Genomic DNA, 26329 nt, shown 5'->3' with positions numbered 1-26329 from the left:
TATGTATTCGCTTACATTTGAATATAACATTACTTTTGAATGGTGATAAATAATAATTCGTTATGGACTTTTGACTCAGGAACAATTCTTTCTTTATCGTTATCGAATGACGAAAATAACATCATTCAGGCATGGATTTTTTCTTTATCGTTATCAAATTTGTGGAAGGAACGGTCTTATGGGCAAGATTCCTCGTTATCATCATTACCAGATTTGCGCAAGAAAGGTTCAGTCGAGTACGATGTCCTTTATCGAAAAAAGGAAAGGAGCCTGGGACCAAACTAAATCAACTGATAAAAAAACGAACAATAGAGTGAAACTTCATTCAGTAGGCGTTTTCTTCCATCTCCTACTGAATGTTAGTTGAACCAATCGGGCATTTAGGTGCCGTTTTCTCACACTTAGACCTTTTGTATTCACTCAAGCTTTTGTAGTGGGAGGCTTACGGCACCTTACATGCCGGATAAAGTGAAACTTCATTCAGTAGGCGTTTTCTTCCATCTCCTACTGAATGTTAGTTGAACCAATCGGGCATTTAGGTGCCGTTTTCTCCCACTTAGACCTTTTGTATTCACTTAAGATTTTGTAGTGGGAGGCTTACGGCACCTTACATGCGGGATAAAGTGAAACTTCATTCAGTAGGAGTTTTCTTCCATCTCCTACTGAATGTTAGTTGAACCAATCGGGCATTTAGGTGCCGTTTACTCCCACTTAGACCTTTTGTATTCACTCAAGATTTTGTAGTGGGAGGCTTACGGCACCTTACATGCCGGATAAAGTGAAACTTCATTCAGTAGGCGTTTTCTTCCATCTCCTACTGAATGTTAGTTGAACCAATCGGGCATTTAGGTGCCGTTTTCTCCCACTTAGACCCTTTGTATTCACTCAAGATTTTGTAGTGGGAGGCTTACGGCACCTTACATGCCGGATAAATTGTCCTAGTGTTATCATACGCAAGCTTTTAGCGTGTCAACATAGGTAGACTCCTGCGGGAATAGCTCGAGCTGAAGATCCCGCAGGAAAGCGACCTTTGCTTTCCGAGGAAGCTGAAGAGCCCAGCGAAAAGCGAAATATGTTGACGTAGCGTAATAGGGATTTTTTACACAAATAACCCGAACAATTTATAAATGAATTGTTCGGGTTTTTGCTATTTCATATTTCTTATGTCCCAGACTCACCGTTTTATTTTGCCGACTTACAATAAGGTTTATCTTCCTAATCCGCTGTCAGCGAACATACATGACCATGGCGCTAAAGCAATATACTTGTTCATCTCCTGCTTCCCCAAGCATCGCAATGTTGTATTTGATGTCAACAATGTGTTTTCTGTCCAGACCGCTTAGAAAGTTATTCATCTCCTCTTCGAGATCCTGTTCGTGCTCGCAATCGAACAGCTTCACCTGAAGCACTGTCTCCACCTCTTTGTTTTTTCAACCATTGTTTCCATAATAGTCAGACTTTATGCCTGTCTTAGGAAATGTTTAGCGCTTCTGCTTCAGCTCTCCGGTCCATTTGAGCATGCCGCCAACCATGTTGACTACATGCTCATATCCTTGTAGCTGCAGATATTCACAAACTTTTCCGCTTCGGCCCCCGGATCTGCAAATAAAAATGTATTCATTTTTCGATTCCAGTTTGTCAAGATGATCCGGAATATCCGCCATGCGGATATGAACTGCTTCCGGAATCATTCCTTCAGCCACTTCCTCATCTTCCCTTACGTCAATTAAATGTAACGTTTCTCCTTTTTGAAGCCGTTCTTTTACCTCATCAGGCGTAATCGTTTTTATGTTCATGTTTGACACCTTCCCATCAAGAAATCTTTTAACATTATAACAATAAAGAAAAGCCTCCTGAAGTGGAGACTTTTCATCATCAGTTCGCAACGATATTGACTAATTTTCCTGGTACTGCAATCACTTTTCTAATAGTCTTACCTTCTATGAGTGCTTTGATTTTCTCATCGTTTTTAGCGGCTTTTTCTAGCTCTTCCTTGCTTGCTTCACGAGAAACAATCAATTTGGACCTTACTTTTCCATTGATTTGGACAACGACTTCCACTTCATCAGAAATGAGTTTTGCTTCGTCGTACTGAGGCCACGGTTCATAGGAAATCGTCTCTTTATGACCAAGCTTTTGCCACAACTCTTCCGCCATATGCGGAGCGATCGGGGATAACAGTTTCAGGAAGCCTTCAATATATTTTTTTGGAAGTACTTCTGCTTTATATGATTCATTGATGAACACCATCAATTGGGAAATTGCAGTGTTAAAATGCATTGCTTCAAAGTCTTCCGTTACTTTTTTGACCGTTTGATGATACACTATCTCAAGCTGTCCGCCTGTTTGATCACTGATTTTATCCGTAATATGACCATTTTCGGCAACGAGAAGGCGCCAAATACGGTCAAGGAAACGACGGGCACCGTCAAGTCCGGTCGTTGACCATGCAGCGGATGCTTCAGGAGGGCCCATGAACATTTCATAGAGCCGGAGTGTATCTGCTCCATGGCTTTCAATAATATCATCCGGATTGACGACATTCCCTTTTGATTTACTCATTTTCTCATTGTTTTCTCCAAGAATCATCCCTTGGTTAAACAGTTTTTGGAACGGTTCTTTTGTCGGAACAACTCCGATATCATATAAGAATTTATGCCAAAAACGGGCGTATAGCAAGTGTAGTACGGCATGTTCCGCGCCGCCAATATAAACATCGACTGGAAGCCAGTTTTCTAATAGTTCCTTGTCGGCAAGCTCCTTGTCGTTGTCAGGATCAATGAATCTCAAGAAATACCAGCAGCTTCCGGCCCATTGCGGCATCGTATTCGTTTCCCTGCGGCCCTTCTTCCCGGTTTCCGGGTCTTCCACATGAAGCCAGTCAGTAATATTGGCAAGCGGCGACTCACCGGTTCCCGATGGTTTAATCTCGTCTGTTTCAGGCAGTAAAACTGGCAACTGTTCTTCGGGAACAGCCGTCATTGTCCCGTCCTCCCAATGGATAATCGGGATCGGTTCTCCCCAGTAACGTTGGCGGCTAAACAACCAGTCACGCAAGCGATATGTGACTTTTCTTTTGCCATGTCCTTCTTTTTCCAGCCAGTCATTCATTTTTTCGATGGCTTCATCAAGGCCCAAACCATCCAAGAATCCCGAGTTTACGTGAAGGCCGTCGCCAACATAGGCCTCTTTTTCAATGTTTCCGCCGGAAACGACTTCTTTAATTTCCAACCCGAATTTCCGGGCAAATTCATAGTCCCGCTCATCGTGTGCAGGCACGGCCATAATAGCGCCAGTTCCATAGGAAGCCAATACATAATCGGCGATCCAAATGGGCATTTTTTCGCCGTTTGCCGGATTAATGGCATAAGCACCTGTAAATACGCCCGTCTTTTCTTTGGAAAGATCTGTTCTTTCTAAGTCGCTTTTTGTTTTAATGTTGTCTATATAAGCTTCCACTTCTGACTTTTGTTCAGGAGTGGTAATTTTGGCAACAAGATGATGTTCTGGAGCCAGCACCGCATATGTCGCACCAAACAATGTATCGGGGCGAGTTGTAAAAGCCGTAAACGTTTCGTCATGACCGTCAATGGAAAAGGTGATTTCCGCCCCTTCGGAACGGCCAATCCAGTTGCGCTGCATATCTTTAATACTTTCGGGCCAATCGAGTTCATCCAAATCTTCAAGCAGGCGGTCCGCATATTTCGTAATTCTTAAAATCCACTGCTTCATCGGCCGGCGTTCAACGGGATGCCCGCCGCGCTCACTTTTTCCATCAATGACTTCCTCGTTGGCCAGGACGGTTCCAAGCGCCGGGCACCAATTGACCGGAACTTCATCAATATAAGCAAGGCCATGTTCAAACAGCTTGAGAAAAATCCATTGCGTCCATTTATAATAGGATGGATCGGTCGTGTTAATTTCCCGGTCCCAATCATAAGAAAAGCCGAGCGCCTTGATTTGTTTCCGGAATGTCTCGATATTATGCTCCGTAAACTCGGCTGGATCATTTCCCGTATCAATCGCATATTGTTCAGCCGGAAGACCAAACGCATCCCACCCCATCGGGTGGAGGACATTGTATCCTTGCATTCGCTTCATACGGGCAAGAATGTCCGATGCCGTATATCCTTTCGGATGCCCGACATGAAGCCCTGCTCCCGACGGATATGGGAACATATCAAGAGCATAAAATTTCTTTTTTCCTTCATTTTCAGTCGTTTTAAACGTTTTGTTTTCTTCCCAATAACGTTGCCATTTTTGTTCAATCTGTTTATGATTGTAAATCATCGAGATGCCTCCTACCTTATACTAAATAAAAAAACCCCTCATCCCGGTAATATTCCTGGGACGAGAGGTGTGATTTCTCCCGCGGTACCACCCATTTTTAGCGTATAGCTCACTCACTTGATTGTTCCTTAACGCAGAGAACGGCAAGCATTACCGGAAAAAATCGGGATAAACCGTTTTCTTTCACACCTGCAACTCGAAAGGGGAGTTCCTGATGATCCTGGTTGGCTCCCACCTGCCGCCAACTCTCTGAAAACAGGGTGACATCAATACTGGTCCTTCGTTACCGTTTTAACATATTTTATTATCTTTATTCCCCATTGTAGACAATTTTAGACAGGTTTTCAAGCCTATATTGGGGCTGCGTATTCTATTCAGATGGATGGGCTTCAGATACAAAAGATTCTCCCTTATTTATTCAGAAACGACTTTCATTCCTATTTGACGAATCTGGGGGTGTTGTCTCCGGTTTTTATGTAAAAAGACAGGCCACATTCAGCCTGTCTTCCTGTTAATGCCACGTGCTGTATACTGGACGATCATGATTAAGGAGAATCATTTTGTTTTGCAACTGCTGAATCTTCAAGCGCACTCTGTGGAGCCGTTCACGCTGCTCCGGGTTGGCGCTGTCAGATATTTTTCGGAGCTGTACGAGCATGGCTTCAAGCTCTTGCATGGCATCACTATACTCTATATCATAGTGGTGCTCCTGCCTGCTGCCCAGGTCGTATTGCTCTTCCGCATTGATAATGGCTGTTTCACACCGGTTGATAAAGTGTTCAATCGACTGTCTGGTAGCCATTTAACAATCCTCCCCTTTTTTCGACGGCATATCAGCTCGTCTTCCTGTAGTATATACTCAAATCTTGACGGTTATGTTACAATTTTGTATGAATGCCTTAGGAGGAGCTAAACCATGAATCTTGAAGGGGTACTTTCTTTTACAAGAACCGTCATGCAGAGGGTTGTTCGACCAGGTGGCTTTGTAGTGGATGCGACAGTTGGAAATGGCCACGACACACTTTTTTTGGCACAGCTTATCGGAGATACAGGCCGAGTATTTGGCTATGATATTCAAGAAGAAGCCATTGCTAATACGAAAAAGCAGTTGCAGGAACGAGAACTTCTTGAACGGGTTACCTTGTTTCAGACAGGCCACGAAAACATTTCCGCTACAATCCCTGAAGAAATCCATGGTAGCCTAAGCGGAGCCATGTTCAATCTCGGTTATTTGCCTGGCGGGAATAAATCCATCGTTACGAGAGCGGAAACGACGATCATGGCTGTGAAACAGTTGCTGAACATGATGGCTCCAGGCGGAATCATTGTTCTCGTTGTTTACCATGGGCATAAAGAAGGGGAAAAAGAGCGGGACGAGCTGTTAAAATTTTCACAAAACCTTGATCAAGACATGGTGCATGTCCTGCAATATGCTTTTATCAATTTAAAAAACAATGCGCCCTTCGTACTTGCTTTTGAAAAAAGATAAGACGGACAGTCTGATGTAGTCTTGCCGTTTTTTCTTATGGAAGATGACAGCAACTACTGTCATTTGAGCGGAAGTCTGCTACGAAGCGGGGATTGCAATATCCTTTGTGATTGATCATTTTTAGTTTATTGGATCAACCCATGGCTACCAGTTTCCTCTGATTTCACTGCAAGTTTGTCCGTTCCGTGGGTCGTCTTATCTCACAGGCATATCGCCTGTCTTTTTTTCGTCTTGATTTCCTCCTCATTCATTTCTATTTGCCGAAAAAAATTTAGGTCAATCCATACTAGTTATTAGCGTTATGACATTTTTTGCCCAAAGCGCCAAAATAAAACCGCGTGAAATCAAGGTTTTAAAATTGATTTCATGCGGTTATTCATTTTTATACGATTTTGTCCCAATCTCTTTCCTCTGTCCAAATGTTCATCATAAAGCCCAGCCTATATCCCTGCATATTCGGGGGTTTAACGAAATTCGGTGGGGCTCGTCTCCTGATCAATGGCTTAGCAATAACTTTGTTAAGTTCGCTATATAAAAATGTTAAAACAGCCCTAATCTGTTCAAAAAGAATATATTCTCTATATATTGAAATCATAACGTTTTAGGAGGAGCGTCCGAAGCCGAAAAGTCGACTTATTGGACATCTCCTTCCTATTGCCTGCGGAGACCATTTTCCCGTTATTTAATGGATGAAGAAAGTTGCTTGGATGTTCCCATCAGCATTCTTTGGACAGCCCTGTAGGCCCGCCCGTTCCAATAAAAAAAGTAACTGATGAAACCGCCCCGCTTCATCATTTTTCTGGCCATCGACTTGACATTTTCCTGTTTGTGGACTTTATTGTCTGATAAATAGACACCGAGCAAGCCCCTATTGATTAAGCGATGGAATTTCCTGTCTGGAAGATTATTCGTATGTTTGTCGGCCTCGTCCAAAAAGTGGATGAATCTGTTTAACATTTCCTCATTGTTTTTATAGTAAAAACAAAAATTCAAGTCCCCGCCTTTGCGGTCTTCCTCCTGGTCGATAAAGTAATCGAGCAAAATATGGAGACCCTGAATATAGGGGAAATACCCATCACGTATCATATGGGCATGTTCATCCATAAAATCGTGCCGCATGGCGTAAGATACTAGACAGAAAATCCCCAAAGTGGAACCCGAACAAGCGGAAAATTCATGCCATCCCATCTTTGGCAATCCGTGCTCATATTGAGCAAACCAATTTTTTAAACGGTCTTCCCGTTCTTCCGTACGAACATGTTTATGTATTTGCAAATCACAATAATACGTACATAGTTCAAATAAATGGGGTTTGATCGTTTTATAATGGGGGACTCTTTCAAGAACAGATTGGCACGTCTTCATTAAATCAACGAGATAACCGCCATCATCCCGGTCCTGCCGATGGCGATAATAATCCCGTTCCGTTGCACCAACCGTCAACGCGTCTTCCATTGCTTCATGAAGCGCCGCGAAATCCTTCGGATCAAGAGAAGTACTCCGGTCACAAAGATTATCCAGGTAGTCGCTGATTGTTTGGTAGGCGACGATAAATTTAATTACATCCCGCTTTTTTTCCAGCGCAGCCAATGCCATGATAGACCCGCCTTCACAATGAAACGTTTTATGTTCAATGCTTGCCAAAGCCTGCTGTCGGAGCTCTCTATTTGGTATCTCGTCCGCACGTTGTTTCCAGTAACCGAGCTCTTCATGAACAGCCGGCATAATTTGGCGGTATACTTTATTCATTAATGTAATTGGATGCGTTGGCAACATGTTTTGACATCACCTCATTCGTTACCATTATACTCTATCAGAAGCAGCTCGTTGTGAATAAAGTTCTTTGCATATTCAAATACAAGCTCTCTTTCAGGTTCATTGAAGATTTCGTGAAAGCAATTCGGCCATTCTTTATAAATCTTTTCCGTAACCGATAGCTGATTGAACCACTCGACCACTTCTGCTTTATCTACAATTTTATCATCCCCGCCCTGCATAACCAAAAGAGGAACATCAGGAAAGGTTGAAATGTGTGTGAAAGCCGCCTTCATGGCTTTTAAAAGTTCACGATACCAACGGACAGATACCTTTGTAACAAATAAACTATCGTTTAAAGCCCGGTCTTTCACATCCTCGTTTCTAGTAGCCATATCAATATTTAAAGTGCTCTTTACCTTGATCTCTGGGGCAATCCAGTTCAACCCGACAGATAAGGCGTTCATCGTCAGCGACGGGTATTCCACAAGACCGAGACAAGGAGATGAAAGAATGACGCCTGCCGGCTTTATATTTCTTTCCTGAAGAAGCCTGATCACTGTCAAACCACCCATGCTATGGCCAAGAAGGAATACGGGTAATTCATATTTTTCAGCTTCCTCGATCCAGCTTTCCACTTCGATAATATATTCATTGAAAGAGTCGATATGGCCCCGGTGCGAGCGGGTCGTCAGCCCCTGTCCCGGCAGATCCCCCGTTACAATATGAAAATGGTTCACACGCCACATTTCTATGAGCCATCCATACCGCCGATGGTGCTCCATAGCGCCATGAACTAGTACGATAACGCCACGGGCTTGCCCTACAGCTTCCCATTTCCTCATGTTGTAAACTCCTTGCCTGTATTTTTCAAGAACAATAAATTGGCTGTTTGATAAACCAATGTGAAAGTTCCTTCTTCTATCATACGTATACTCTCCCCGTATTTCTACTTAATGAGTCTTCTTTAACACTTTTTCCGTCATTTTCGTTAAGATAGGGGTACAGTGAAACTTCAAACTGCGGACTTTCGTCTGCTGATGGTTCGCTGAACCAATCGGGCATTTACTGGCTGTTGATCCCATACTTTCCATTCTCGTTTTCTTGAAATAGGGCTTACTGCCAGTTGCCCTACTTCACATCGAATTTTGGATATGGGCTTACTGCCAGTTAAAGCGATATACATTAATGGCAAGAAAGGATGTTTTATTATGGCTATTTACCCTTACAATGGAAAAACACCGCAAATCGCGCCATCCGTCTTTATAGCGGACTATGCGACAATCACTGGAGATGTCGTCATCGGGGAGGAATCAAGCGTTTGGTTTAATTGTACCATTCGCGGGGACGTTGCCCCAACCATCATCGGTAAAAAAGTAAATATCCAGGACAACTCTGTACTGCATCAAAGTCCCGGGAACCCGCTTATTATCGAGGATGAAGTGACAGTGGGACATCAAGTGATCCTCCATAGTTGTATTATAAGAAAAAAAGCCCTTATTGGCATGGGGTCCATCCTATTGGATCAGGCGGAAATCGGGGAAGGCGCCTTTATTGGAGCCGGAAGCCTCGTTCCCCAAGGAAAAGTAATCCCCCCAAACACGGTCGCCTTTGGCCGTCCGGCAAAAGTGATCCGCGAGGTCACCGATGCCGACAGGGCGGAGATGGAAAGAATTTCAAGGGAGTATGCGGAAAAAGGGGTTTACTATCAATCATTGCAAAAAAAGTAAATGTTCACATATTTGACGGTTCTTCACCTTAAGCTTTCATGATTTATGCCGATTAAAACAATAAGCATTTCAAACGAATTGTTTTAAGACGGGTGATAAAAAAATGAATACATCAGTGTTGTATATTATGATCCCTTCACTGCTGCTCGTGTTGCTGTTTCTTTATTTTAAACGGGATTCATGGGGCTATACGATTGCTGTGTTGCTTTCAGCAGCAACCTTCATATTTGTATTATTTAACACGGTTCAATCCCCGAAAAGCAATCAGGCGATCGCTTTTCAAGGAGGAACAAAAAGCGGGAATATGGAAATCATCCCCATTAAAGATCAGGTGTTAATAGACGCCCCCGTTGTGAATCAGATGCCCGAACTGCCCCGCGGCTGTGAAGTAACTGCCCTTTCCATGCTTTTGGAAAGTGCGGGAGTCTCTACCGACAAAATGAAACTCGCAAAAGAAATAAAGAAAGATCCCACGCCCCGCACTGTAAAAAACGGCAAAGTGTATTTCGGAAATCCGAACGAAGGCTTTGTTGGAAATATGTATACATTCAGCGAGCCGGGCCTTGGCGTTTACCACGGGCCGATTATGGAACTCGGAGAAAAATACCTTCCTGGAAAAATGGTCAACTTGACTGGGCAATCGTTCGAAGAATTAAAGATTCCCCTTTCAACCGGCCGGCCGGTCTGGGTCATCATTAATGCCGAATACCGTGAACTGGATGATTCCTATTTTGAAACGTGGGAAACAAAATCAGGCCCAGTCAAAATCACCATGAAAGAACATTCCGTCCTGATTACCGGTTACGATGAAAAATATGTCTATTTCAACGACCCGTTAACAGGAAAGAAAAATAAAAAAGCACCCATAAGAGATTTCGAAAAATCATGGGTGCAAATGGGTAGCCAAGCTCTTACATATTCAGGAGACTAAGATCCTGAAACGGCTGCCTTTTTTTCTTTTTGAAAATCATATTTTTCCTCTACAAACACTCCATGCCATACCATAAAGACAAGTACTGTCCAAATTTTACGGCTATGATCCAACTTGCCGCGGCAATGCTCATCCAGCAAATCCAGTACATACTGTTTGTTGATTAAGTGGCCGGTTTCACTTTGTTTAATGAGATCAACCGCCCAATCATGCATTTCGGCTTTCAGCCAATGCCGGATCGGAACTGGAAATCCAAGCTTCTTCCGGTTAAGTACATGATCCGGCACAATTCCTTCCGCCGCTTTTCTCAATATGTACTTTGTCGTACCCTCGGCTGTTTTTAACGATGTCGGAATCTTCGAAGCGATATCAAACACTGCTTTATCAAGAAAAGGCACCCGTAATTCAAGAGAATGCGCCATCGTCATCCGATCCGCCTTCAGCAAAATATCCCCGCGCATCCATGTATGGATGTCAATATACTGCATCCGGTCAACCGGATCATACCCGGCCGTTTCAGCATACAAAGGCTTTGTTACATCGCGAAAGTCGACGGCTCCGTTGTATTTGACGAGTAAAGACCGCTTTTCTTCCTCAGAGAACATTTTCGCATTCCCAATATATCTCTCCTCCATTGGAGTAACACCGCGTTCGATGAAACTTTTTCCCCTTACACCTTCAGGAAGAGCGCTGGCCAAAGACCTTAACAAAGCTTTTCCGACATCGGGGATTTTATTGAACATCTCCAACGATTGTGGCTCCCTGTAGATGTTGTAACCTCCAAAGAGTTCATCGGCTCCTTCTCCGGATAAAACAACGGTGACGTGCTTTCTCGCTTCACGCGCGACAAAATATAAAGGAACACACGCAGGATCCGCTAACGGGTCATCCATATGCCACATAATTTTGGGAAGCTCGTTCATATATTCTTCAGGAGAAATAACATAGTTGATGTTTTCCACTCCTAGACGATCGGCTGTTTCTTTTGCCACATCAATTTCACTGAATCCGTCCCTTTCAAAACCGACGGAGAATGTTTTAATATTCGGGTGGAATTGTTTGGCAATTGATACAATTAATGATGAATCTATTCCGCCTGACAGGAAAGATCCGACAGGAACATCACTTCTCATATGAATGTTAACCGAGTCGAACAGCACATCCCGGATTTCTTTGATAAACTCTTCCTGCGAACGGTGTCCGACAGGGGAAAAGTTTGCTTTCCAATAACGGGCGATATTCAAGGGCCCTCCAGGCTTTTTTGTAAAATAATGTCCCGGTTCCAGTTTTCGAATGTTTTTCGTCATCGTCTCCGGTTCAGGCACAAACTGGTAAGTCATGTATTGCTGTAATGAATCCAAATGTAACTCACTGGATTCCATCGCAAGCAAAATACTCTTTTTCTCTGAAGCAAAAAATGTCTCCTCATCGTTTTCCAAATAAAAAAATGGTTTGATTCCAAATGGGTCGCGCGCGCCAAACAGCTCCTGCTTTTCTTTGTCCCAAATGACAAAAGCAAACATGCCGCGCAAACGCTCAACCGCTTTTTCCCTTAACTCGCTGAACAGGGCAAGGATGACTTCCGTATCCGATTCCGTTTCAAAGGAAAATCCTTTCTTTACGAGTTCCTCACGCAATTCGACAAAATTGTATATTTCTCCATTAAAGATAATCCAGTAACGGTCATTCTCATATGATAAGGGCTGGCTTCCACTTTCTATATCGATAATACTCAACCGCCTAAATCCGAAACGGATATGTTCATCAGAAAAAAAGCCTTCATCATCCGGACCGCGGTGGACGATTAAATCGTTCATTTGCTTCAACAATTTCTTCTCTGAATCATTTTGTTCTTTTGCTTGTTCATGGATGCAACCGATAAAACCGCACATTGTGTGTCACCTACTCTAATTAAATTCAAGCAATACCTTACTTATATTAACATTATTTTCTCCTCATTTGCAGATATAAACGAATCAAAATTATATTGCCTGGCAAAAAAGAGAGAGACAATATGTGAACGGCCCTCTCGTATGATCCGTTGTTTCAGCAATTAGTCTATTTTTACTCTAAATTCGTTTTGTAATAAGTCCGCTTTTCCTTCCTCATATTCTTTTAACAGTATTTCCACAATTTCCCTCGTTGTTTCCTTTTTCTTGACAGTGGTGATTCCCTGGCCCGCAGACCAAATATCGCGCCATGCTTTCACGTTAACCAAATGCGATAAATCCACCTTTTCGTTCGGCTTTAATGTCTCTGGATCAATCCCTTCCTTGATCAGGCTGGGAATCAGAATATTCGCGTGGACTCCGCTCAAAGCATCTGTATAAAGAATGTCTTCAATGGTGGACTGAAGCACCATGTTTTTATATTCATCATCCGCATTGCTTTCATGTGCAGCCAAAAAACGAGTACCCATATAGGCAAAATCAGCTCCCATTACTCGCGCGGCCAAAACATCCTTCCCCGTAGAAATCGCCCCCGACAAAATAATTGTTCCATCATAAAATTCTTTTACCGCCGCGATAAAAGCAAACGGATTCAGCGTACCACCGTGCCCTCCGGCGCCAGCACATACTAAAATCAATCCATCTACTCCTATATGTGCCGCTTTTTTCGCATGGCTGATATGAGCAACATCCGAATAAACAAGTCCGCCATATCCATGTACAATGTCCAGCACTTCACCGGGATTTCCCAGAGATGTAATCACAATCGGCGGTTGATATGTCCGGATTAGCTCAATATCTTCATCATATCGTTTATTTGCTTTTCTGTGACAAATCAAATTTACAGCCCAAGCCTTTCCCGCCAAGCCTTTATTCACTTCTTCAAGCCACTGCGCGCATACTTCAGCAGGACGAGCATTTAAAAGCGGGAAGGAACCGATGACGCCCGACTTCCCCGCTTCAATAACCATTTTGGGCGTTGATACTAAAAACATCGGCGCTACGATGACAGGAAGTTTAAGCATTTTTTATCACCTTCTTACTTCTTTTTCGCTCTTTCGTTCCCAAATTCGGATACTCACAAGCACATGTTCCATCGGCGAAAAATTCCCTCAATTCAACAAAGGTATGTCTTTTTTTCATCATCATTCCCCCAATGCCAAATATTTCTTACTTAATTAACTATTCTCCCACATCAATAACTGATGTCAATGACACAATTTTTTGGCTCTTTCAGGTAAAAAAATGCGAAGCCGCACTTATGCGGCTCCGCTGCATCAAATTACACAGAAGTTAAGCTGACAAGGGCATCAGCCTTATCGGTCCTCTCCCAAGGCAAGTCGATATCCGCCCGGCCAAAATGGCCGTAAGCAGCCGTTTGCTTGTAAATAGGACGTCGCAAGTCGAGCATCTTAATAATCCCTGCCGGGCGAAGGTCAAAGGTTTTCCGAATCGCTTTTACAAGTGTTTCTTCATCCACTTTTCCGGTGCCAAACGTGTCTACTGAAATGGAAACAGGCTGGGCGACACCAATCGCATACGCGAGCTGCACTTCACATTTATCCGCAACACCCGCTGCCACGATATTTTTCGCCACATATCTTGCGGCATAGGCCGCAGAGCGGTCTACCTTCGTAGGATCCTTTCCGGAAAAGGCGCCGCCTCCATGGCGGGCATAGCCTCCATACGTATCGACGATGATCTTTCTTCCTGTTAACCCCGCATCTCCCTGAGGTCCCCCAATAACAAAGCGTCCCGTGGGATTGATAAAATATTTGGTTTTATCATCCATTAATTCGGGAGGCACGACTGGCTTAATGACATGTTCTATTATATCCTGTTGAATTTGTTCCAAGGTAATTTCTGGATGGTGCTGGGCCGAAATGACAATCGTGTCCACACGAACAGGCTTTCCGTCTTCGTTATACTCAATCGTTACTTGCGTTTTTCCGTCGGGGCGCAAGTACGGAACCACTTCGTTCTTGCGGATTTCAGCCAGCCGCCTTGAAAGTTTGTGAGCTAGCGATATGGGAAGCGGCATCAGCTCTTTCGTCTCATTGCATGCATAGCCGAACATAAGCCCTTGGTCTCCTGCTCCGATCGCTTCGATTTCTTCATTGCTCATTTCTCCTTCTCTTGCTTCAAGGGCGACATCTACCCCCGCAGCAATATCAGGCGATTGCTCATCAATCGAAGTAATGACCGCACATGTCTCGGCATCAAAGCCGTATTTTGCACGTGTATACCCAATGCCTTTCAAAGTGTCGCGAACGATCTTTGGAATATCAACATAAGTAGATGTTGTAATTTCCCCGGCAACTAAAACAAGCCCGGTCGTAACGGATGTTTCACAAGCCACACGGGCATTTGCATCCTCGGCAAGGATGGCATCCAATATGGCATCAGATATTTGATCACAAATTTTATCCGGATGTCCCTCAGTAACGGACTCAGATGTAAATAACCGCCGATTTTTGGACATCAAAGCTCCTCCTTTTAACAATAAAAATAATGGATCCAATAGAAAATGCTTCATATGAAGCATTTTCATGCGAACTTGCCAAATAAAGCAAAAAAACCTTTCCCCACAGTAAATCATTGAGGAAAGGTTTTGTCATCGTGTTCGAGCCTTTCACTCTTATCGTCCAAGGCTTTCGACCTTGCTACAGGTAAGCACCTTTCTATTCGTCAAGCATACTCGCTTGCTCATAGCAGGTTGCCGGGCTTCAAAGGACCTGTTTCCTCCACCATCTCAGGATAAGAGTATCCATTCATTATAAAATCATAACCTAAATGATAAAACGATGTCAACAGGGAACCCTTAATTATATAAAGATCTTGGAAAATCGGGCGATATTTTCATGAAAAAGAGTCTTTTCTGGCTTTTTTTAAAGAAATAGGGTATATAATGAAATGCCAGCCCATGTTCATGAAATCTTCAAAAATAGTATAGACTATTCATTTAAATGTGTTATACTAATTCTCAAGTACCTAAAACTTAAAAATCAAAACAAAGGAAGGGTAAGGAATGAGTTCAATAGGCATCAAAAGCGAATTAACTCAATTAATAAATGGGCAAAACGTTCATTTACAATTATCAGTTCCTCGGCTGGTCGAAAAAGTATTAAACCGCAATGAAGGAATTCTTACTGCATCAGGTGCAGTGCGCGCCGAAACAGGAAAATATACAGGCCGTTCCCCTAAGGATAAGTTTATTGTAGAGGAACCATCTGTAAAAGACAAAATTGAATGGGGTTCCGTTAACCAGCCCATTTCTTCAGATGTATTTGAAAAGCTCTACACGAAGGTGATCAAATATTTACAATCAAGAGATGAAATTTTTGTTTTTAAAGGATTTGCCGGAGCTGATGAAAAGTACCGTTTACCGATCCAAGTCGTGAATGAATATGCCTGGCATAATCTTTTTGCCCATCAGCTGTTTATACGCCCTTCCGCGGAAGAACTTGCAAAACATCAAACTGAATTTACTGTTGTTTCAGCTCCAGGCTTCAAAGCGAACCCTGAAGTTGACGGCACAAAATCAGAAACGTTTATTATCGTGTCATTCGAACGAAAAATTGTTTTAATCGGTGGAACAGAGTATGCGGGAGAGATGAAGAAATCCATCTTCTCTGTCATGAACTATGTTCTCCCGGAAGCGGACATCTTATCGATGCATTGCTCGGCCAACGTTGGAATTGAGGGCGATGTAGCATTGTTCTTCGGATTGTCCGGAACAGGCAAAACGACATTGTCTGCCGATCCAAACCGCCGGTTAATCGGTGATGACGAGCACGGCTGGTCTCCAAACGGAGTCTTTAACGTTGAAGGCGGCTGTTATGCAAAAACGGCAGGCTTATCAGTAGAAAAAGAGCCGCAAATTTATAATGCCATTACATTTGGTTCTGTTTTAGAGAATGTCATTGTTGATCCGGATTCACGCGAACCGCTGTATGATGACACAACGCTGACGGAAAACACAAGAGCGGCCTATCCAATCCAGGCAATCGACAACATCGTTGAACCAAGCATCGCCGGCCATCCTTCTGTTATCGTATTTTTAACTGCCGATGCTTTTGGCGTACTGCCTCCAATCAGCAAGTTAACAAAGGAGCAGGCCATGTACCATTTCTTGAGCGGGTACACGTCCAAGCTCGCTGGAACAGAAAGAGGCGTTACATCACCTGAAGCGACATTCTCGACATGCTTCGGAGCGCCATTCCTACCGCTCCCGGCTGCACGATATGCTGAAATGCTCGGAAAGAAAATTGATGAGCACGGAGTCCAGGTTTTCCTCGTTAATACAGGCTGGACCGGAGGAGAATATGGAGTCGGCAGCAGAATGAATTTAAGCTACACACGCGCCATGGTTCAAGCAGCGCTAAATGGAGAATTAGAAAACGTTGAAACCGTTCAAGATAAAGTATTTGGTCTCTCTATTCCACTCCACGTTCCTGGAGTGCCTGATGAAGTACTTCAACCAAACAAAACCTGGTCTGATGAAAAAGCCTACTATGCGAAAGCCAAAGAATTGGCTGGCAAGTTCGATCAAAACTTCTCCAAGTTTTCACATGTTGATAAACTCATCAAACAACTGGGTGGACCAATAGCTAAATAATGATTGAAAAGTTTGCGGAGGAAAATATGCCTCTGCAAACTTTTTTGCTTTTAAAATGGCGCTTCCTGTTTTCTCACAGTTGACGTTAACTCGCAGAAGTAGTTTATGTGAATAAAGCTGTTTTGGGGAGCTCCGTCAGGGCCCAAGGATGCATAATGTGGAGACCAGCCCATCCTTTCATTGCATCCGGATTTGAAAAAACGCCTCAATAGCCATAAAAAAGAGAGAAAGGAGCTGGATACTGTTCCCTTCTCTCATTTTTGAACCTATACGATTTCGATCATACAATCACTGGCAACAAAGCTCTCGTTGATAAAAAAGCCAAGTTCTTCAGTGAAATCAATATTTGTTTCTTCCTGTAAAATCCGTTTTGTAAACCGGTCCAGCCGAATCTGAATATGTTCATACTCTACAATTGAATCATTTCGACGCGGTTCATCAAAAACAACTCTACATTTGACAGCCATACCGCAGCCCCCCGAAATATCAGCGTCTATCCGGGGATAAATTCCTTCCTCCAACACAAGTTCCCTTAACTCCTTTAAAGCTGTATCCGTTATGTTGATTACCATGACTTCATCCCTCTTCACTGATATTAATTCACATTTCTTAAACACGGTTTCCCCATTATTTTTTGCTTTAACTCTTCTCCCGTCGGGGTAGCGGCCAATCCGCCGAGCGCTGTTTCCTTTAAAGTCCGCGGCATGCTTTTCCCGATATCATACATCGCTCCAATGACCTCATCACACGGAATTCTGCTCTGAATGCCGGCAAGAGCCATTTCCGCCGCTGTAAAAGCAATTGAAGTGCCGATGACATTCCTTTTAATACAAGGCACTTCGACAAGCCCGGCAACCGGATCACACACGAGTCCAAGCAGTGATTTAAGCCCCATGGCCGCTGCCTGCACCGACTGTTTAGGCGAACCTCCATTCATTTCAACGATGGCGGCCGCTGCCATGGCTGTTGCGGATCCCACCTCGGCCTGGCATCCGCCTGCCGCCCCCGAAATGAAAGCCCGGTTGGCGATCACATATCCGATGGCACTGGCAGTAAACAAGCCCATCACCAGTTCATCAAATGGAATGTCGGTATTGTCCCTGAGGGCAAAAATACATCCTGGAAGGATTCCGGCAGAACCGGCGGTGGGCGTGGCCACAATGACTCCCATCCTTGCATTTGTTTCGGAAGTCGCGAACGCATACTTCATGGCATCGACCGTTATGCTTCCTGTCAGGTAATTGCCTTTCTCTTTATATTGTTGCAGCAAGTAAGCGTCACCGCCCGAAATACCGCTTGGAGCCGTTGACTTGTCTTCAATGCCTGTTTCAACCGCTTCTTTCATCCTCAAAAGCCGCTCTTTCATTTTCTCGAAAATGTCTTTCTGGCTTCGGCCGGTCTTGCTTGCTTCCCATTCCAGCATAAGCTCGCCAATTCCCCAATTTTTTTCATGACACTGTTGGAGCAGCTCTTCCATCGAAGAGAATTCCATTCTTTTCACCTGCTTTCTGATAGATATGTTTCTTTGATCCACTCCATATCAATCTCGGTATTCAACAACAGATCCAGCCGATGCTCATTCATGTAAAAAATTTTTGAAAGCCCCCCTCCCAGGGATGCACCTCCAATTTCCAGCCGCTTGCCTTTCCTTCTGACTTCAACCATTAGCGTATTAGGGTGGTCAAAGTAAGAACATTGGTTCTCCATTTGAAACGTAACGTTCATTTTTTCATCTTGCGCAAGATCGAAGGCATAGCGAATACCCGGGTCATCCGTATCCATGCCAAGCAGGCCGCCTAAAATGGCCTTATCTGTCCCATGCCCCCGATATGTTTCCGCGAACGAATCATAGAAAGTGATATGGGCATAGTCGGGAACACCCCCAAGAAGATCATAAGCAAACTTTCCGATGGACACGACACCAGCCGTATGAGAGCTGGAAGGCCCCACCATAATTGGACCGATAATATCAAAACAACTGTTATAAATCACTTTCGCCACCCCACTTTATCTAACCAATAGCTCTTGATAAAGGGGATATTCGCGACAAAGTTGCTGTATCGTTTCTTGCACGCGCTTCGTAACAGCCGGATCTCCCTTGCTCTTTAAAATATCCGCTATAGCGCGACCAATGAGCTCCATATCTTTTTCTTTCATTCCGCGGGTTGTGACAGCAGCGGTTCCAATCCGAATCCCGCTCGTCACGAATGGACTTTCCGGATCATATGGAATTGTATTTTTATTGACGGTGATGCCTGCTGCTTCCAGCAAATGCTCCGCTTCTTTTCCAGTCAGTCCCCAAGCACGCACATCCAACAAGACAAGATGGTTATCCGTTCCGCCTGAAACGAGCCGGGCCCCCGTCTCTAATAAGGTTTCAGCAAGTTTTGAGGCATTTGACACAATTTGTTGAGTGTACGCTTTAAAGTCCGGTTGAAGCGCTTCCTTGAATGACACCGCCTTAGCAGCAATCACATGCATGAGCGGTCCGCCTTGAATGCCTGGAAACACTGCTTTGTTTATTTTTTTCATCACATCTTCATCATTCGTCACAACAATTCCCCCGCGCGGGCCTCTCAATGTTTTATGTGTTGTACTCGTAACGACATCCGCATACGGGACGGGAGAAGGATGAAGGCCACTGGCTACAAGGCCGGCAATATGGGCCATGTCCACCATTAAAATGGCTCCCGTTTTGTCCGCAATCTCTTTAAACTTGAAAAAATCTATGATTCTCGGATATGCACTTGCACCGGCAATGATCATTTTAGGACGCTCTTTTAAAGCGATGGCTTCCACCTCGTCATAATCAATCAAGTGGGAATCCTCTCTTACACCATAAGCGACGACATCGAACCATTTTCCTGACAGATTGACGGGGCTTCCATGAGTCAAATGCCCACCGTGTGATAAATTCATCCCCATGATCTTATCGCCCGGCTCCAACATCGAGAAGAAAACAGCCGTATTCGCTTGAGCACCGGAGTGGGGCTGAACATTGGCAAAATGGGCATCAAATAAAGCCGTTAACCTGGCAATCGCCAATTTTTCAACAACGTCTACGTGTTCACATCCTCCGTAATACCGTTTGTCCGGATACCCTTCCGCATACTTGTTCGTTAAAACAGAACCCATTGCCTCCATCACATCTTCACTGACAAAATTTTCAGAAGCAATCAATTCCAATGATCCATCTTGGCGCTTTCTTTCTGCCTGAATAGCCCGATAAATTTCCACATCCCCGTTTAACAAGCTCATTTTGGTTCCTCCTTTTCCCTATCTTCCCCTCCTTGTATTTTTTCGCACACAAAAAGGACAGGGGAAAGATAGCATTTTAATCTACCCTTCCTCTGTCCTGTTACCTGAGAGTTTAAAACTTCATAACGAAGTATTCCCCTTTGGTGGCCTTTACAGGCGCTCTCCAGAGACGCGTCCAAGCACGGTACTTTTACCTGAGAGATTAGATCCCAAGGAATTTTTTGGGACTTGCTCCTTCGGTGCCAAACCCAACGGTTTAGTCTCTCCCGTGATTGTCATTCGCAATTATTTGATTATTTCATAATATATCTGAACTTCAAGGGATTGTCAATAAAAAAATCTTTTTCTGTACCTTACTCTTCATGAAAGCATGGCATTTATCCCTAGCCGCTGTAGAAAAAGAACTGAAAAAGGATTCGCTGAAAGTGCTATTCTCAAGATTTTTCACAACATCTAAAAGGGAAGCCTTGGCAAATTGCGTTTTTCCAATCGCTAGGATCTCTCTGCCGCGCCGCCTGGGTACTCCCGGGAATCCTCGGCCCTCTGCTTTCGATGGTTCTTGACGATTACAGGAATCATTACTCGATATGAAAAATCCCCTTGTCTTGAGAAATTGTAAGATACTCAAAATTGGTTTATTTCTTTTTGGTATATTACATGAAGTTTGAGGTCTTTTATACAGTTACTGATTAAGCCCGTTTTCGGAGGCTGAAGACTTGGAGGCAGATGAAATAATCTTTCTAGATTTGAGTCGATTGCTCGATGGGGAACTGAAATGTCCGGGATTATTTTCATGATATTTTCACGGCTGGCCAAATGGAATCCCCAGACACCAAACGACGGCACCACTGTATAATAGGCTTTCGTTTTGAAACCAGCAGTATTCAATGTTTTGGCTATGCTCCAATACACTCTCGGAGTATCCCTCGGGGAATTGGATTGGCATGAAACGACTCCTCCCGCATTCAAATGCCTGCCGGCCCCGATAAATAATTCTTTGGTATATAATAAGCTGGTTGTAGGATCGGCGGGATCAGGAAAATCAACGATGATGACATCATAACCCTCCATTGTTTTCTTTAAGTATTCCATCGCGTCCATTATATGCACCTTTACCCTGCCATCCCTTAACGAGCCGGCATTTATAGCAGCAAGTGCGGGCTCGTCTTTTGCCAAACGAATCATGACGGGGTCAATATCCACAAGATCTACATGTGCTACATCAGTATATTTTAATATTTCACGAAGCGCCAGCCCGTCCCCTCCGCCTAAAATCAGTATTCTTTTTCTTGCTTTTGCCAGTTCCATTGCCGGAAATACCAGTGCTTCATGGTAATATCTTTCATCAAGGGATGAAAACTGCAACTCATCATTTAGATACAATCGAAGGTCTTTTCCCTCGACAAGCAAAATATCCTGAAAACCACTGAATCCTCTATACAAAATATTGTGCTTTCCATTTATAAGTTCTTTAAGAACCTTCATGTCCGACTCATTTCCCCGCTCTTTATTTGTTACATGAAGTGGTTTTCCCGGCTCACGAATACTTTCATTTCCGGAAAAAATTCGGCTTTTATGCCCTCTTGGAATTTCATGCATAAAGACGCGCCTTGCGCCTATTTTGCGTAGAAATCTTTGTAACACATTCCAGACATCCTGATGGGAACATGTATATAAGTCCAAAGCTGTATACCTGTATTCAGGCCAAGTGTGAATAGAGAAATGGGACGAAGAGATAACGATCGTACCCGTTACTCCTTGGGGTGAAAACGTATGGAAATAAGCCATCAGAATTTCCAATCGCAGTTCTCTCAAGGACTCTAAAATCAAACTTTTTACCTCATCAGCGCAATCAATGACACTAGCATTACAATCATATGCATCCACGATAAAATGTTGTCCTATTACGCCCGTTGCTTCCATGTCGTCCATTCCTTCCAGTCCTGATATTTTTTCGCTTCGCCCGAATCACCCATATTCCCGCAAACACATCCATAACTAACGTATGAACTTATCAATGTGCAAATGCTAAAAAATGAAAACTCTGCCTTTCTCGATTGAGCGAACGGCACGTTTTCGTCTATGAGTAGGATTCATGGATAATTCCCAATCCGTAAAACATTAATCCACTATGCTTCCGCGGTCATGAAGGAATAATGTGAGGAAGTTGGAAAAAATCATTGCGAAGCCATATAGAGTCCGACACGATACAATGACATAAAACTCCATATATAGCGTTATTTCAATCCACGCACTCATATAGAGTGCGACGCGGATGATGATGGCACTTTAAAGGATGAAATACAAATTTCAATCCATGCACTCATATAGAGTGCGAGAAAAAGAGTTTGAAAGAGTCATTTCAGGAATCCGATTTTCAATCCACGCACTCATCATAAAGAAAAACTTCCAGCAATGGACACAGACCTACAAGATGTAAGCCAGACAAGGTTGCCACACGATGTCGCGTTCTTTCCTCCGCCCCCGTTCCCCACTGAACACAGCAAGACAAAGGCCAAGATCGAGTTCAGTCCATTTTACTGTGTAAATTCCTCACGCTATATTCGGGATAGAGCGAAACTTCATGCGGCGAAGGTTGTTATTCCGCTTTTTGTTCGTTAAGCCAATCCGGCACTGGGTGTTGGACCAACTAACTTTTCTCCGGGCATCTCCCTTTCTTCAGGGGGCATGACAGGATGTTAATGCCGGGTCAAGCGAAATTTCAAGGAACGAAAGCTTTTTATTCAGCTGATTGTTCGTTAAGCCAATCGGGCGGATACTGGTTGTTTGCACCCATTGTTTACTTTTTTCGGATCCTTTCTGCAAAGGGCCTTACTGCCGGTTAATGCGGGATCCAGCGAATTGCGTTTATTCCACTACATATTTCCCTCTTATGTTCTTGTTCTTCCGCTGATGATGTCCCCAGCATTCCGTCAATATTTTTCTCGCAGCAAAAACCGAGAGTGCGGAATCATCCAATTTAGGTGACACTTCCACGACATCAAAACCAATGACAGGAAGCTCAAACAAGCCGTATAACAAATCAAGCAGCTCCCGGCTATCCAAACCGCCAAACTGCGGCGTTCCGGTTCCCGGGGCATAAGCTGGATCAAGCGAATCGATATCCACTGTAATATAAATTTGTTCAAATCGGGCCATTTTGGTTTGAATGGTTTCCAATGTTTTTTCCACACCATTTCTTCTTACTTCGAGCGCTTTGATCATATTCATGTCATGATTCTGAATAAACGCCAGCTCCTCTGACTCGACAGAACGGACTCCCACAAAGAAGATACTCTCCGTATCCGGCACATTTTCCAGCTCCAAAGCACGCCTTCCGGTAGAACCATGCGAGAGTAAATCTCCCCCCATTTCATGACACAAATCAAAGTGGGCATCAATGTGGATGATGCCAAAAGGCTTTTCCAAAGCTCTGTCAATGCCTTTTAAGACAGGAATCGTCGTAGAATGGTCACCGCCGATCATCGTTAGCAGTTTGCCTGATTTAGCGATAGAGTAGGCGGCTTCTTCTGCTTGCAAAAAGATTTCATCACGGCTGGCACCTTCCATATCCCCCAAGTCCAATATCTTTAAGGACGAAAGATCTTCCCATCTTTCAGTTGTCGGGGGAATTGTATAGGTTATATTGCGAACAGCGGCCGGGCCTTCTTTTGCACCCGAACGGAAGCTGACCCCTCCATCATATGGAATCCCGTAGACAACAATATCCGCCTCTTCCATATCAATGCCTGGACGGTTTAACCCAGCCCAAATACCCTCTTCTTGGATCATCTTAGAAACCTTTTTCAAATGTCATCCCTCTTTTTCTATCAATATTTCAAATCAGTCTAGTAAGCCCTTACATTATGTTCTATCTTATCTGTATTTGTTTCATTTGGGAAATAAAAAAACGGCCCATCGACCCCATAATCGCTTTCTTGAAAGAGCTATTGGGAGTTTGCCATTAAGCATTTTAACTATTAAAGCAAGTACATGAAAAAGCACGATCTTCCTAGCTGGAAAACGATCGAAATGAGCAGTGTAACACCCTCCATTGGGATAGGATTCCTTTATTGACAATCGCTTTAATTGAAAAAGCTCTCGAAAACGCTCGGGCAGAAAATTTCCTTCATTCTGGCACAGCATTTTGGATTCTGAATTAAAGATAAGAGCTTCGGCAGATGCCAGCACCTAAGGATCTTTCTTCTTCCAAAGGAATCCAACCGCCAATAGGGGAAAATGGGCTTCTCTAAAACATTCCTGAGGGGGTGTCCGAAAAGTAATATCGCAGCTTGAAACAAAAAAATGCTGTAAAATCAACATTCTTTGGTTTTACATTGTAGTGCATTTACTCTAAATTGGACTTCTTAGACAGCCCCTTACGTTTACATTCCGGCTCTTTTACACTCTCCCCTTCATCCACTTCCCGATTTCGCTCACAACTTCCCTGTTTAAGGATGGCGGAAAGTAATGCGTAACATGCTTAAAATATCTCGTTTCCACTTTCTTGCCAAGTTCCAATAGTCTTTTTTCCAGCCGATATGCATGTTCAATCGAAACATGTTCATCGCGCTCGCCATGAACAATCAGTACGGGACAACGGAGATGCTCAAGCTCGTACAAAGGAGTGCGGTATGTATATGCTTGAAGTGCCGTTTTAGGCGACCCGCCAATAACACGCTTCATCATCCGGCGCAAATCTTTCCGCTCGACATATGTCAATGCCATATCCGCTACTCCTCCCCATGTCACGAGAGAAGCGGCCGTTTTGTGTTTAATGGCGGTCAACAATGCCATCACGCCGCCGCGAGAAAAACCGAAAATGTGAATGCGATCCTCCAGGACTGCCGGGTGGCTCTTTAATACAGCCAATGCCGAAAAAGCATCCTTCCGGTCCTCCCCGGCAAAATCTTCATTTCCTTCACCCCCGCGATTTCCCCGATAAAACGGAGCAAAGACAACGAAGCCTTCCGAAGCAAATTGGCCGATGCGTGCCGGCCTCACCATCCCGACATTTTTAATGCCGCCCCTTAAATATAAAAGGCCATCATACATACCCGCCTCGGTCGGCTCCGCGAGCAATCCCTTCACGCAGAGCCCCGCAGACATATATGTCATTAAATACATGCGTACGTTCGGATTGGGAGATGGGAACAACCATTTCTCAATGATTGAAGTTTCATTCATGACTCGTTCCTCCTGCCATCAAAATTTGTTTCACATATTTAAACATCCATCATACGATATGTTAGCCCAATTTCACGGCGTTTTACAAACATTGATGGGAGGTTCTTTCGTGAAGATATCGCTAAAGGTTGGAATGATATTCATTGCATCATTTCTATTGCTGATTGGCGCGGCATGCTCCAACAAGAAAGATGCAGTGCAAAAAGTCAGGCTTGCTGAAGTGACCAGATCTGTTTTCTACACCACGCAATATGTGGCGCTGGAAAAAGGATTCTTTAAAGAAGAAGGGCTCGACGTTGAATTAAAGACGACCTGGGGCGGTGATAAAACAATGACGGCTCTCTTATCAGATGCAGTCGATATTGCCCTCGTCGGCTCGGAAACTTCGATTTATGTATATGCCCAAGGTACCAGTGATCCTATCATTAACTTCGCGCAGCTGACGCAAACCGATGGAACTTTCCTCGTATCACGCGAAAAAGTCGACCACTTTGACTGGGAGATGCTAAAAGGAACCACTTTTCTCGGCCAGCGAAAAGGAGGCATGCCGCAAATGGTTGGCGAATTTGTTTTGAAAAAGCACGGCATCGATCCTCAGCAGGACTTGGAGTTAATCCAAAACATCGATTTCGGAAATATTGCCAACTCATTTGCCTCCGGCACCGGAGATTACGTCCAACTCTTTGAACCGACTGCATCGGTGTTTGAAAAGGAAGGAAAAGGTTACATCATCGCTTCATTCGGTGAAGAATCGGGTCATGTTCCTTATACGACATTTATGGCAAAAGAAACCTATCTGAAAGAAAACGAGGAAACAGTAGAAAAATTTGTAAGAGCTCTTTATAAAGCCCAGAAATGGGTTGAAAAAAGCAGTGGAGAAGAGATAGCGGAGGTCGTACAGCCTTATTTTGAAGACTCGGACATTGAAACATTGGCCGTTGTCATTGACCGGTATAAAAATCAAGGTTCGTTTGCTGAGAAAATGACGCTAACAAAGGAAGGGTGGGAAAATTTGCAGGCCATTATGGAAGAAGCTGGCGAGCTCCCGGAAAGAGTGGATTACGACAAACTCGTCAATACAAACATCGTTGAAAAGGTGATGGCTGAATAACTTTATTGAAT

The 26329-nt window shown here is 43.8% G+C and carries 22 protein-coding genes, 2 riboswitches and 1 other annotated feature; of the genes, 6 read left to right on the top strand and 16 right to left on the bottom strand.

Going from position 1 to position 26329, the window contains the following annotated elements; translation table 11 throughout:
• Positions 1-1226 precede the first annotated feature (1226 nt).
• From NST31_RS16610 to NST31_RS16595, 4 genes are all read right to left on the bottom strand, one after another.
• The gene (locus NST31_RS16610) at positions 1227-1409 is read right to left on the bottom strand and encodes a sporulation protein Cse60 (protein WP_077110872.1); all 183 of its coding nucleotides are present in this window, start codon (positions 1407-1409) and stop codon (positions 1227-1229) included.
• A 72-nt stretch (positions 1410-1481) separates the two neighbouring features.
• Positions 1482-1796, bottom strand: coding sequence for a rhodanese-like domain-containing protein (locus tag NST31_RS16605; RefSeq protein ID WP_077110874.1), 315 nt, complete (start codon positions 1794-1796; stop codon positions 1482-1484).
• A gap of 79 nt (positions 1797-1875) precedes the next feature.
• On the bottom strand, positions 1876-4290 hold the full coding sequence (leuS, locus tag NST31_RS16600) for a leucine--tRNA ligase (RefSeq protein ID WP_339162073.1): 2415 nt from the start codon (positions 4288-4290) through the stop codon (positions 1876-1878).
• A 53-nt stretch (positions 4291-4343) separates the two neighbouring features.
• Positions 4344-4586: a binding site (T-box leader), on the bottom strand.
• Positions 4587-4801: 215 nt separating this feature from the next.
• Positions 4802-5092 carry a YtzC family protein gene (locus tag NST31_RS16595; RefSeq protein ID WP_077110878.1) on the bottom strand — a complete coding sequence of 97 codons (291 nt, stop codon included), beginning with the start codon at positions 5090-5092 and terminating at the stop codon, positions 4802-4804.
• A gap of 114 nt (positions 5093-5206) precedes the next feature.
• Here NST31_RS16595 and NST31_RS16590 point away from each other — a divergent pair, with 114 nt between their 5' ends.
• Positions 5207-5779 carry a class I SAM-dependent methyltransferase gene (locus NST31_RS16590; RefSeq protein ID WP_339162071.1) on the top strand — a complete coding sequence of 191 codons (573 nt, stop codon included), beginning with the start codon at positions 5207-5209 and terminating at the stop codon, positions 5777-5779.
• A 678-nt stretch (positions 5780-6457) separates the two neighbouring features.
• On the opposite strand, the gene NST31_RS16585 is transcribed toward NST31_RS16590, so the two are convergent.
• Together NST31_RS16585 and NST31_RS16580 are read right to left on the bottom strand one after the other, a co-directional pair.
• Positions 6458-7555, bottom strand: coding sequence for a tetraprenyl-beta-curcumene synthase family protein (locus NST31_RS16585; protein ID WP_077110882.1), 1098 nt, complete (start codon positions 7553-7555; stop codon positions 6458-6460).
• A 14-nt stretch (positions 7556-7569) separates the two neighbouring features.
• The gene (locus NST31_RS16580; RefSeq protein ID WP_077110884.1) at positions 7570-8379 is read right to left on the bottom strand and encodes an alpha/beta hydrolase; all 810 of its coding nucleotides are present in this window, start codon (positions 8377-8379) and stop codon (positions 7570-7572) included.
• A gap of 366 nt (positions 8380-8745) precedes the next feature.
• Between NST31_RS16580 and NST31_RS16575 the strand changes: the two genes are divergently transcribed.
• On the top strand, positions 8746-9264 hold the full coding sequence (locus NST31_RS16575) for a gamma carbonic anhydrase family protein (protein ID WP_077110886.1): 519 nt from the start codon (positions 8746-8748) through the stop codon (positions 9262-9264).
• Between the two features lie 103 nt (positions 9265-9367).
• On the top strand, positions 9368-10195 hold the full coding sequence (locus tag NST31_RS16570) for a C39 family peptidase (protein WP_339162067.1): 828 nt from the start codon (positions 9368-9370) through the stop codon (positions 10193-10195).
• Here the strand turns inward: NST31_RS16570 and asnB are convergent.
• From asnB to metK, 3 genes are all read right to left on the bottom strand, one after another.
• A complete protein-coding gene (gene asnB, locus NST31_RS16565) occupies positions 10192-12087 on the bottom strand; it encodes an asparagine synthase (glutamine-hydrolyzing) (RefSeq protein WP_339162064.1) in 1896 nt (631 codons plus the stop codon). The two genes, NST31_RS16570 and asnB, sit on opposite strands and share 4 nt — an antisense overlap.
• A 161-nt stretch (positions 12088-12248) precedes the next feature.
• Positions 12249-13169: a nitronate monooxygenase gene (locus tag NST31_RS16560; RefSeq protein WP_077110891.1), complete on the bottom strand. Its 921-nt coding sequence runs from the start codon at positions 13167-13169 to the stop codon at positions 12249-12251.
• A 257-nt stretch (positions 13170-13426) separates the two neighbouring features.
• A complete protein-coding gene (gene metK / locus NST31_RS16555; RefSeq protein WP_339162061.1) occupies positions 13427-14626 on the bottom strand; it encodes a methionine adenosyltransferase in 1200 nt (399 codons plus the stop codon).
• Between the two features lie 153 nt (positions 14627-14779).
• Positions 14780-14908: riboswitch (SAM riboswitch) on the bottom strand.
• A gap of 264 nt (positions 14909-15172) precedes the next feature.
• On the opposite strand from metK, the gene pckA reads away from it, so the two are divergent.
• Entirely contained in the window at positions 15173-16762 is a 1590-nt protein-coding gene (pckA, locus tag NST31_RS16550) for a phosphoenolpyruvate carboxykinase (ATP) (protein ID WP_077110895.1), read from the top strand.
• A 266-nt stretch (positions 16763-17028) separates the two neighbouring features.
• On the opposite strand, the gene NST31_RS16545 is transcribed toward pckA, so the two are convergent.
• The 5 genes from NST31_RS16545 to speD all read right to left on the bottom strand — a co-directional run bounded on the left by NST31_RS16545 (position 17029) and on the right by speD (position 21952).
• Positions 17029-17334, bottom strand: a complete 306-nt coding sequence (locus NST31_RS16545; RefSeq protein WP_339162058.1) for an iron-sulfur cluster biosynthesis family protein — start codon at positions 17332-17334, stop codon at positions 17029-17031.
• 23 nt (positions 17335-17357) lie between these two features.
• Positions 17358-18254, bottom strand: a complete 897-nt coding sequence (gene sdaAA, locus NST31_RS16540) for an L-serine ammonia-lyase, iron-sulfur-dependent, subunit alpha (RefSeq protein WP_339162056.1) — start codon at positions 18252-18254, stop codon at positions 17358-17360.
• Positions 18255-18259: 5 nt separating this feature from the next.
• Positions 18260-18754, bottom strand: coding sequence for a serine dehydratase beta chain (locus NST31_RS16535; protein ID WP_077110900.1), 495 nt, complete (start codon positions 18752-18754; stop codon positions 18260-18262).
• Between the two features lie 15 nt (positions 18755-18769).
• Positions 18770-20020 carry a serine hydroxymethyltransferase gene (gene glyA / locus NST31_RS16530; protein ID WP_339162053.1) on the bottom strand — a complete coding sequence of 417 codons (1251 nt, stop codon included), beginning with the start codon at positions 20018-20020 and terminating at the stop codon, positions 18770-18772.
• Between the two features lie 172 nt (positions 20021-20192).
• A riboswitch (glycine riboswitch) is annotated at positions 20193-20299 on the bottom strand.
• A gap of 345 nt (positions 20300-20644) precedes the next feature.
• Positions 20645-21952: an adenosylmethionine decarboxylase gene (speD, locus tag NST31_RS16525; RefSeq protein ID WP_339162051.1), complete on the bottom strand. Its 1308-nt coding sequence runs from the start codon at positions 21950-21952 to the stop codon at positions 20645-20647.
• A gap of 764 nt (positions 21953-22716) precedes the next feature.
• Here speD and NST31_RS16520 point away from each other — a divergent pair.
• Positions 22717-22866, top strand: a complete 150-nt coding sequence (locus tag NST31_RS16520) for a hypothetical protein (protein ID WP_339162049.1) — start codon at positions 22717-22719, stop codon at positions 22864-22866.
• A 22-nt stretch (positions 22867-22888) separates the two neighbouring features.
• Here NST31_RS16520 and speB read toward each other — a convergent pair whose 3' ends face one another.
• Both speB and NST31_RS16510 read right to left on the bottom strand, forming a co-directional pair.
• The gene (gene speB, locus NST31_RS16515; protein ID WP_339162047.1) at positions 22889-23830 is read right to left on the bottom strand and encodes an agmatinase; all 942 of its coding nucleotides are present in this window, start codon (positions 23828-23830) and stop codon (positions 22889-22891) included.
• Between the two features lie 591 nt (positions 23831-24421).
• Positions 24422-25207, bottom strand: a complete 786-nt coding sequence (locus tag NST31_RS16510; RefSeq protein ID WP_077110906.1) for a prolyl oligopeptidase family serine peptidase — start codon at positions 25205-25207, stop codon at positions 24422-24424.
• Positions 25208-25340: 133 nt separating this feature from the next.
• Here NST31_RS16510 and NST31_RS16505 point away from each other — a divergent pair, with 133 nt between their 5' ends.
• Positions 25341-26318: an ABC transporter substrate-binding protein gene (locus tag NST31_RS16505; RefSeq protein WP_339165587.1), complete on the top strand. Its 978-nt coding sequence runs from the start codon at positions 25341-25343 to the stop codon at positions 26316-26318.
• Positions 26319-26329 lie beyond the last annotated feature (11 nt).

The sequence above is a fragment of the Siminovitchia sp. FSL W7-1587 genome, from assembly GCF_037963795.1.
Taxonomy (GTDB): Bacteria; Bacillota; Bacilli; order Bacillales; family Bacillaceae_C; genus Siminovitchia; species Siminovitchia thermophila.
Note: the sequence above shows the minus strand (reverse complement) of the source record. Positions and strands in the feature narration are given on the sequence as shown.

Coding starts and splice junctions, on each gene's coding strand:
- NST31_RS16545 (WP_339162058.1), bottom strand. CDS start 17,334: ATGGTAATCAACATAACGGATACAGCTTTAAAGGAGTTAAGGGAACTT.
- NST31_RS16520 (WP_339162049.1), top strand. CDS start 22,717: ATGTTAATGCCGGGTCAAGCGAAATTTCAAGGAACGAAAGCTTTTTAT.
- NST31_RS16505 (WP_339165587.1), top strand. CDS start 25,341: ATGATATTCATTGCATCATTTCTATTGCTGATTGGCGCGGCATGCTCC.
- NST31_RS16580 (WP_077110884.1), bottom strand. CDS start 8,379: ATGAGGAAATGGGAAGCTGTAGGGCAAGCCCGTGGCGTTATCGTACTA.
- NST31_RS16575 (WP_077110886.1), top strand. CDS start 8,746: ATGGCTATTTACCCTTACAATGGAAAAACACCGCAAATCGCGCCATCC.
- asnB (WP_339162064.1), bottom strand. CDS start 12,087: ATGTGCGGTTTTATCGGTTGCATCCATGAACAAGCAAAAGAACAAAAT.
- metK (WP_339162061.1), bottom strand. CDS start 14,626: ATGTCCAAAAATCGGCGGTTATTTACATCTGAGTCCGTTACTGAGGGA.
- NST31_RS16510 (WP_077110906.1), bottom strand. CDS start 25,207: ATGAATGAAACTTCAATCATTGAGAAATGGTTGTTCCCATCTCCCAAT.
- NST31_RS16590 (WP_339162071.1), top strand. CDS start 5,207: ATGAATCTTGAAGGGGTACTTTCTTTTACAAGAACCGTCATGCAGAGG.
- glyA (WP_339162053.1), bottom strand. CDS start 20,020: ATGAGCTTGTTAAACGGGGATGTGGAAATTTATCGGGCTATTCAGGCA.
- NST31_RS16605 (WP_077110874.1), bottom strand. CDS start 1,796: ATGAACATAAAAACGATTACGCCTGATGAGGTAAAAGAACGGCTTCAA.
- NST31_RS16585 (WP_077110882.1), bottom strand. CDS start 7,555: ATGTTGCCAACGCATCCAATTACATTAATGAATAAAGTATACCGCCAA.
- speD (WP_339162051.1), bottom strand. CDS start 21,952: ATGGACGACATGGAAGCAACGGGCGTAATAGGACAACATTTTATCGTG.
- NST31_RS16570 (WP_339162067.1), top strand. CDS start 9,368: ATGAATACATCAGTGTTGTATATTATGATCCCTTCACTGCTGCTCGTG.
- NST31_RS16595 (WP_077110878.1), bottom strand. CDS start 5,092: ATGGCTACCAGACAGTCGATTGAACACTTTATCAACCGGTGTGAAACA.
- NST31_RS16560 (WP_077110891.1), bottom strand. CDS start 13,169: ATGCTTAAACTTCCTGTCATCGTAGCGCCGATGTTTTTAGTATCAACG.
- sdaAA (WP_339162056.1), bottom strand. CDS start 18,254: ATGGAATTCTCTTCGATGGAAGAGCTGCTCCAACAGTGTCATGAAAAA.
- leuS (WP_339162073.1), bottom strand. CDS start 4,290: ATGATTTACAATCATAAACAGATTGAACAAAAATGGCAACGTTATTGG.
- pckA (WP_077110895.1), top strand. CDS start 15,173: ATGAGTTCAATAGGCATCAAAAGCGAATTAACTCAATTAATAAATGGG.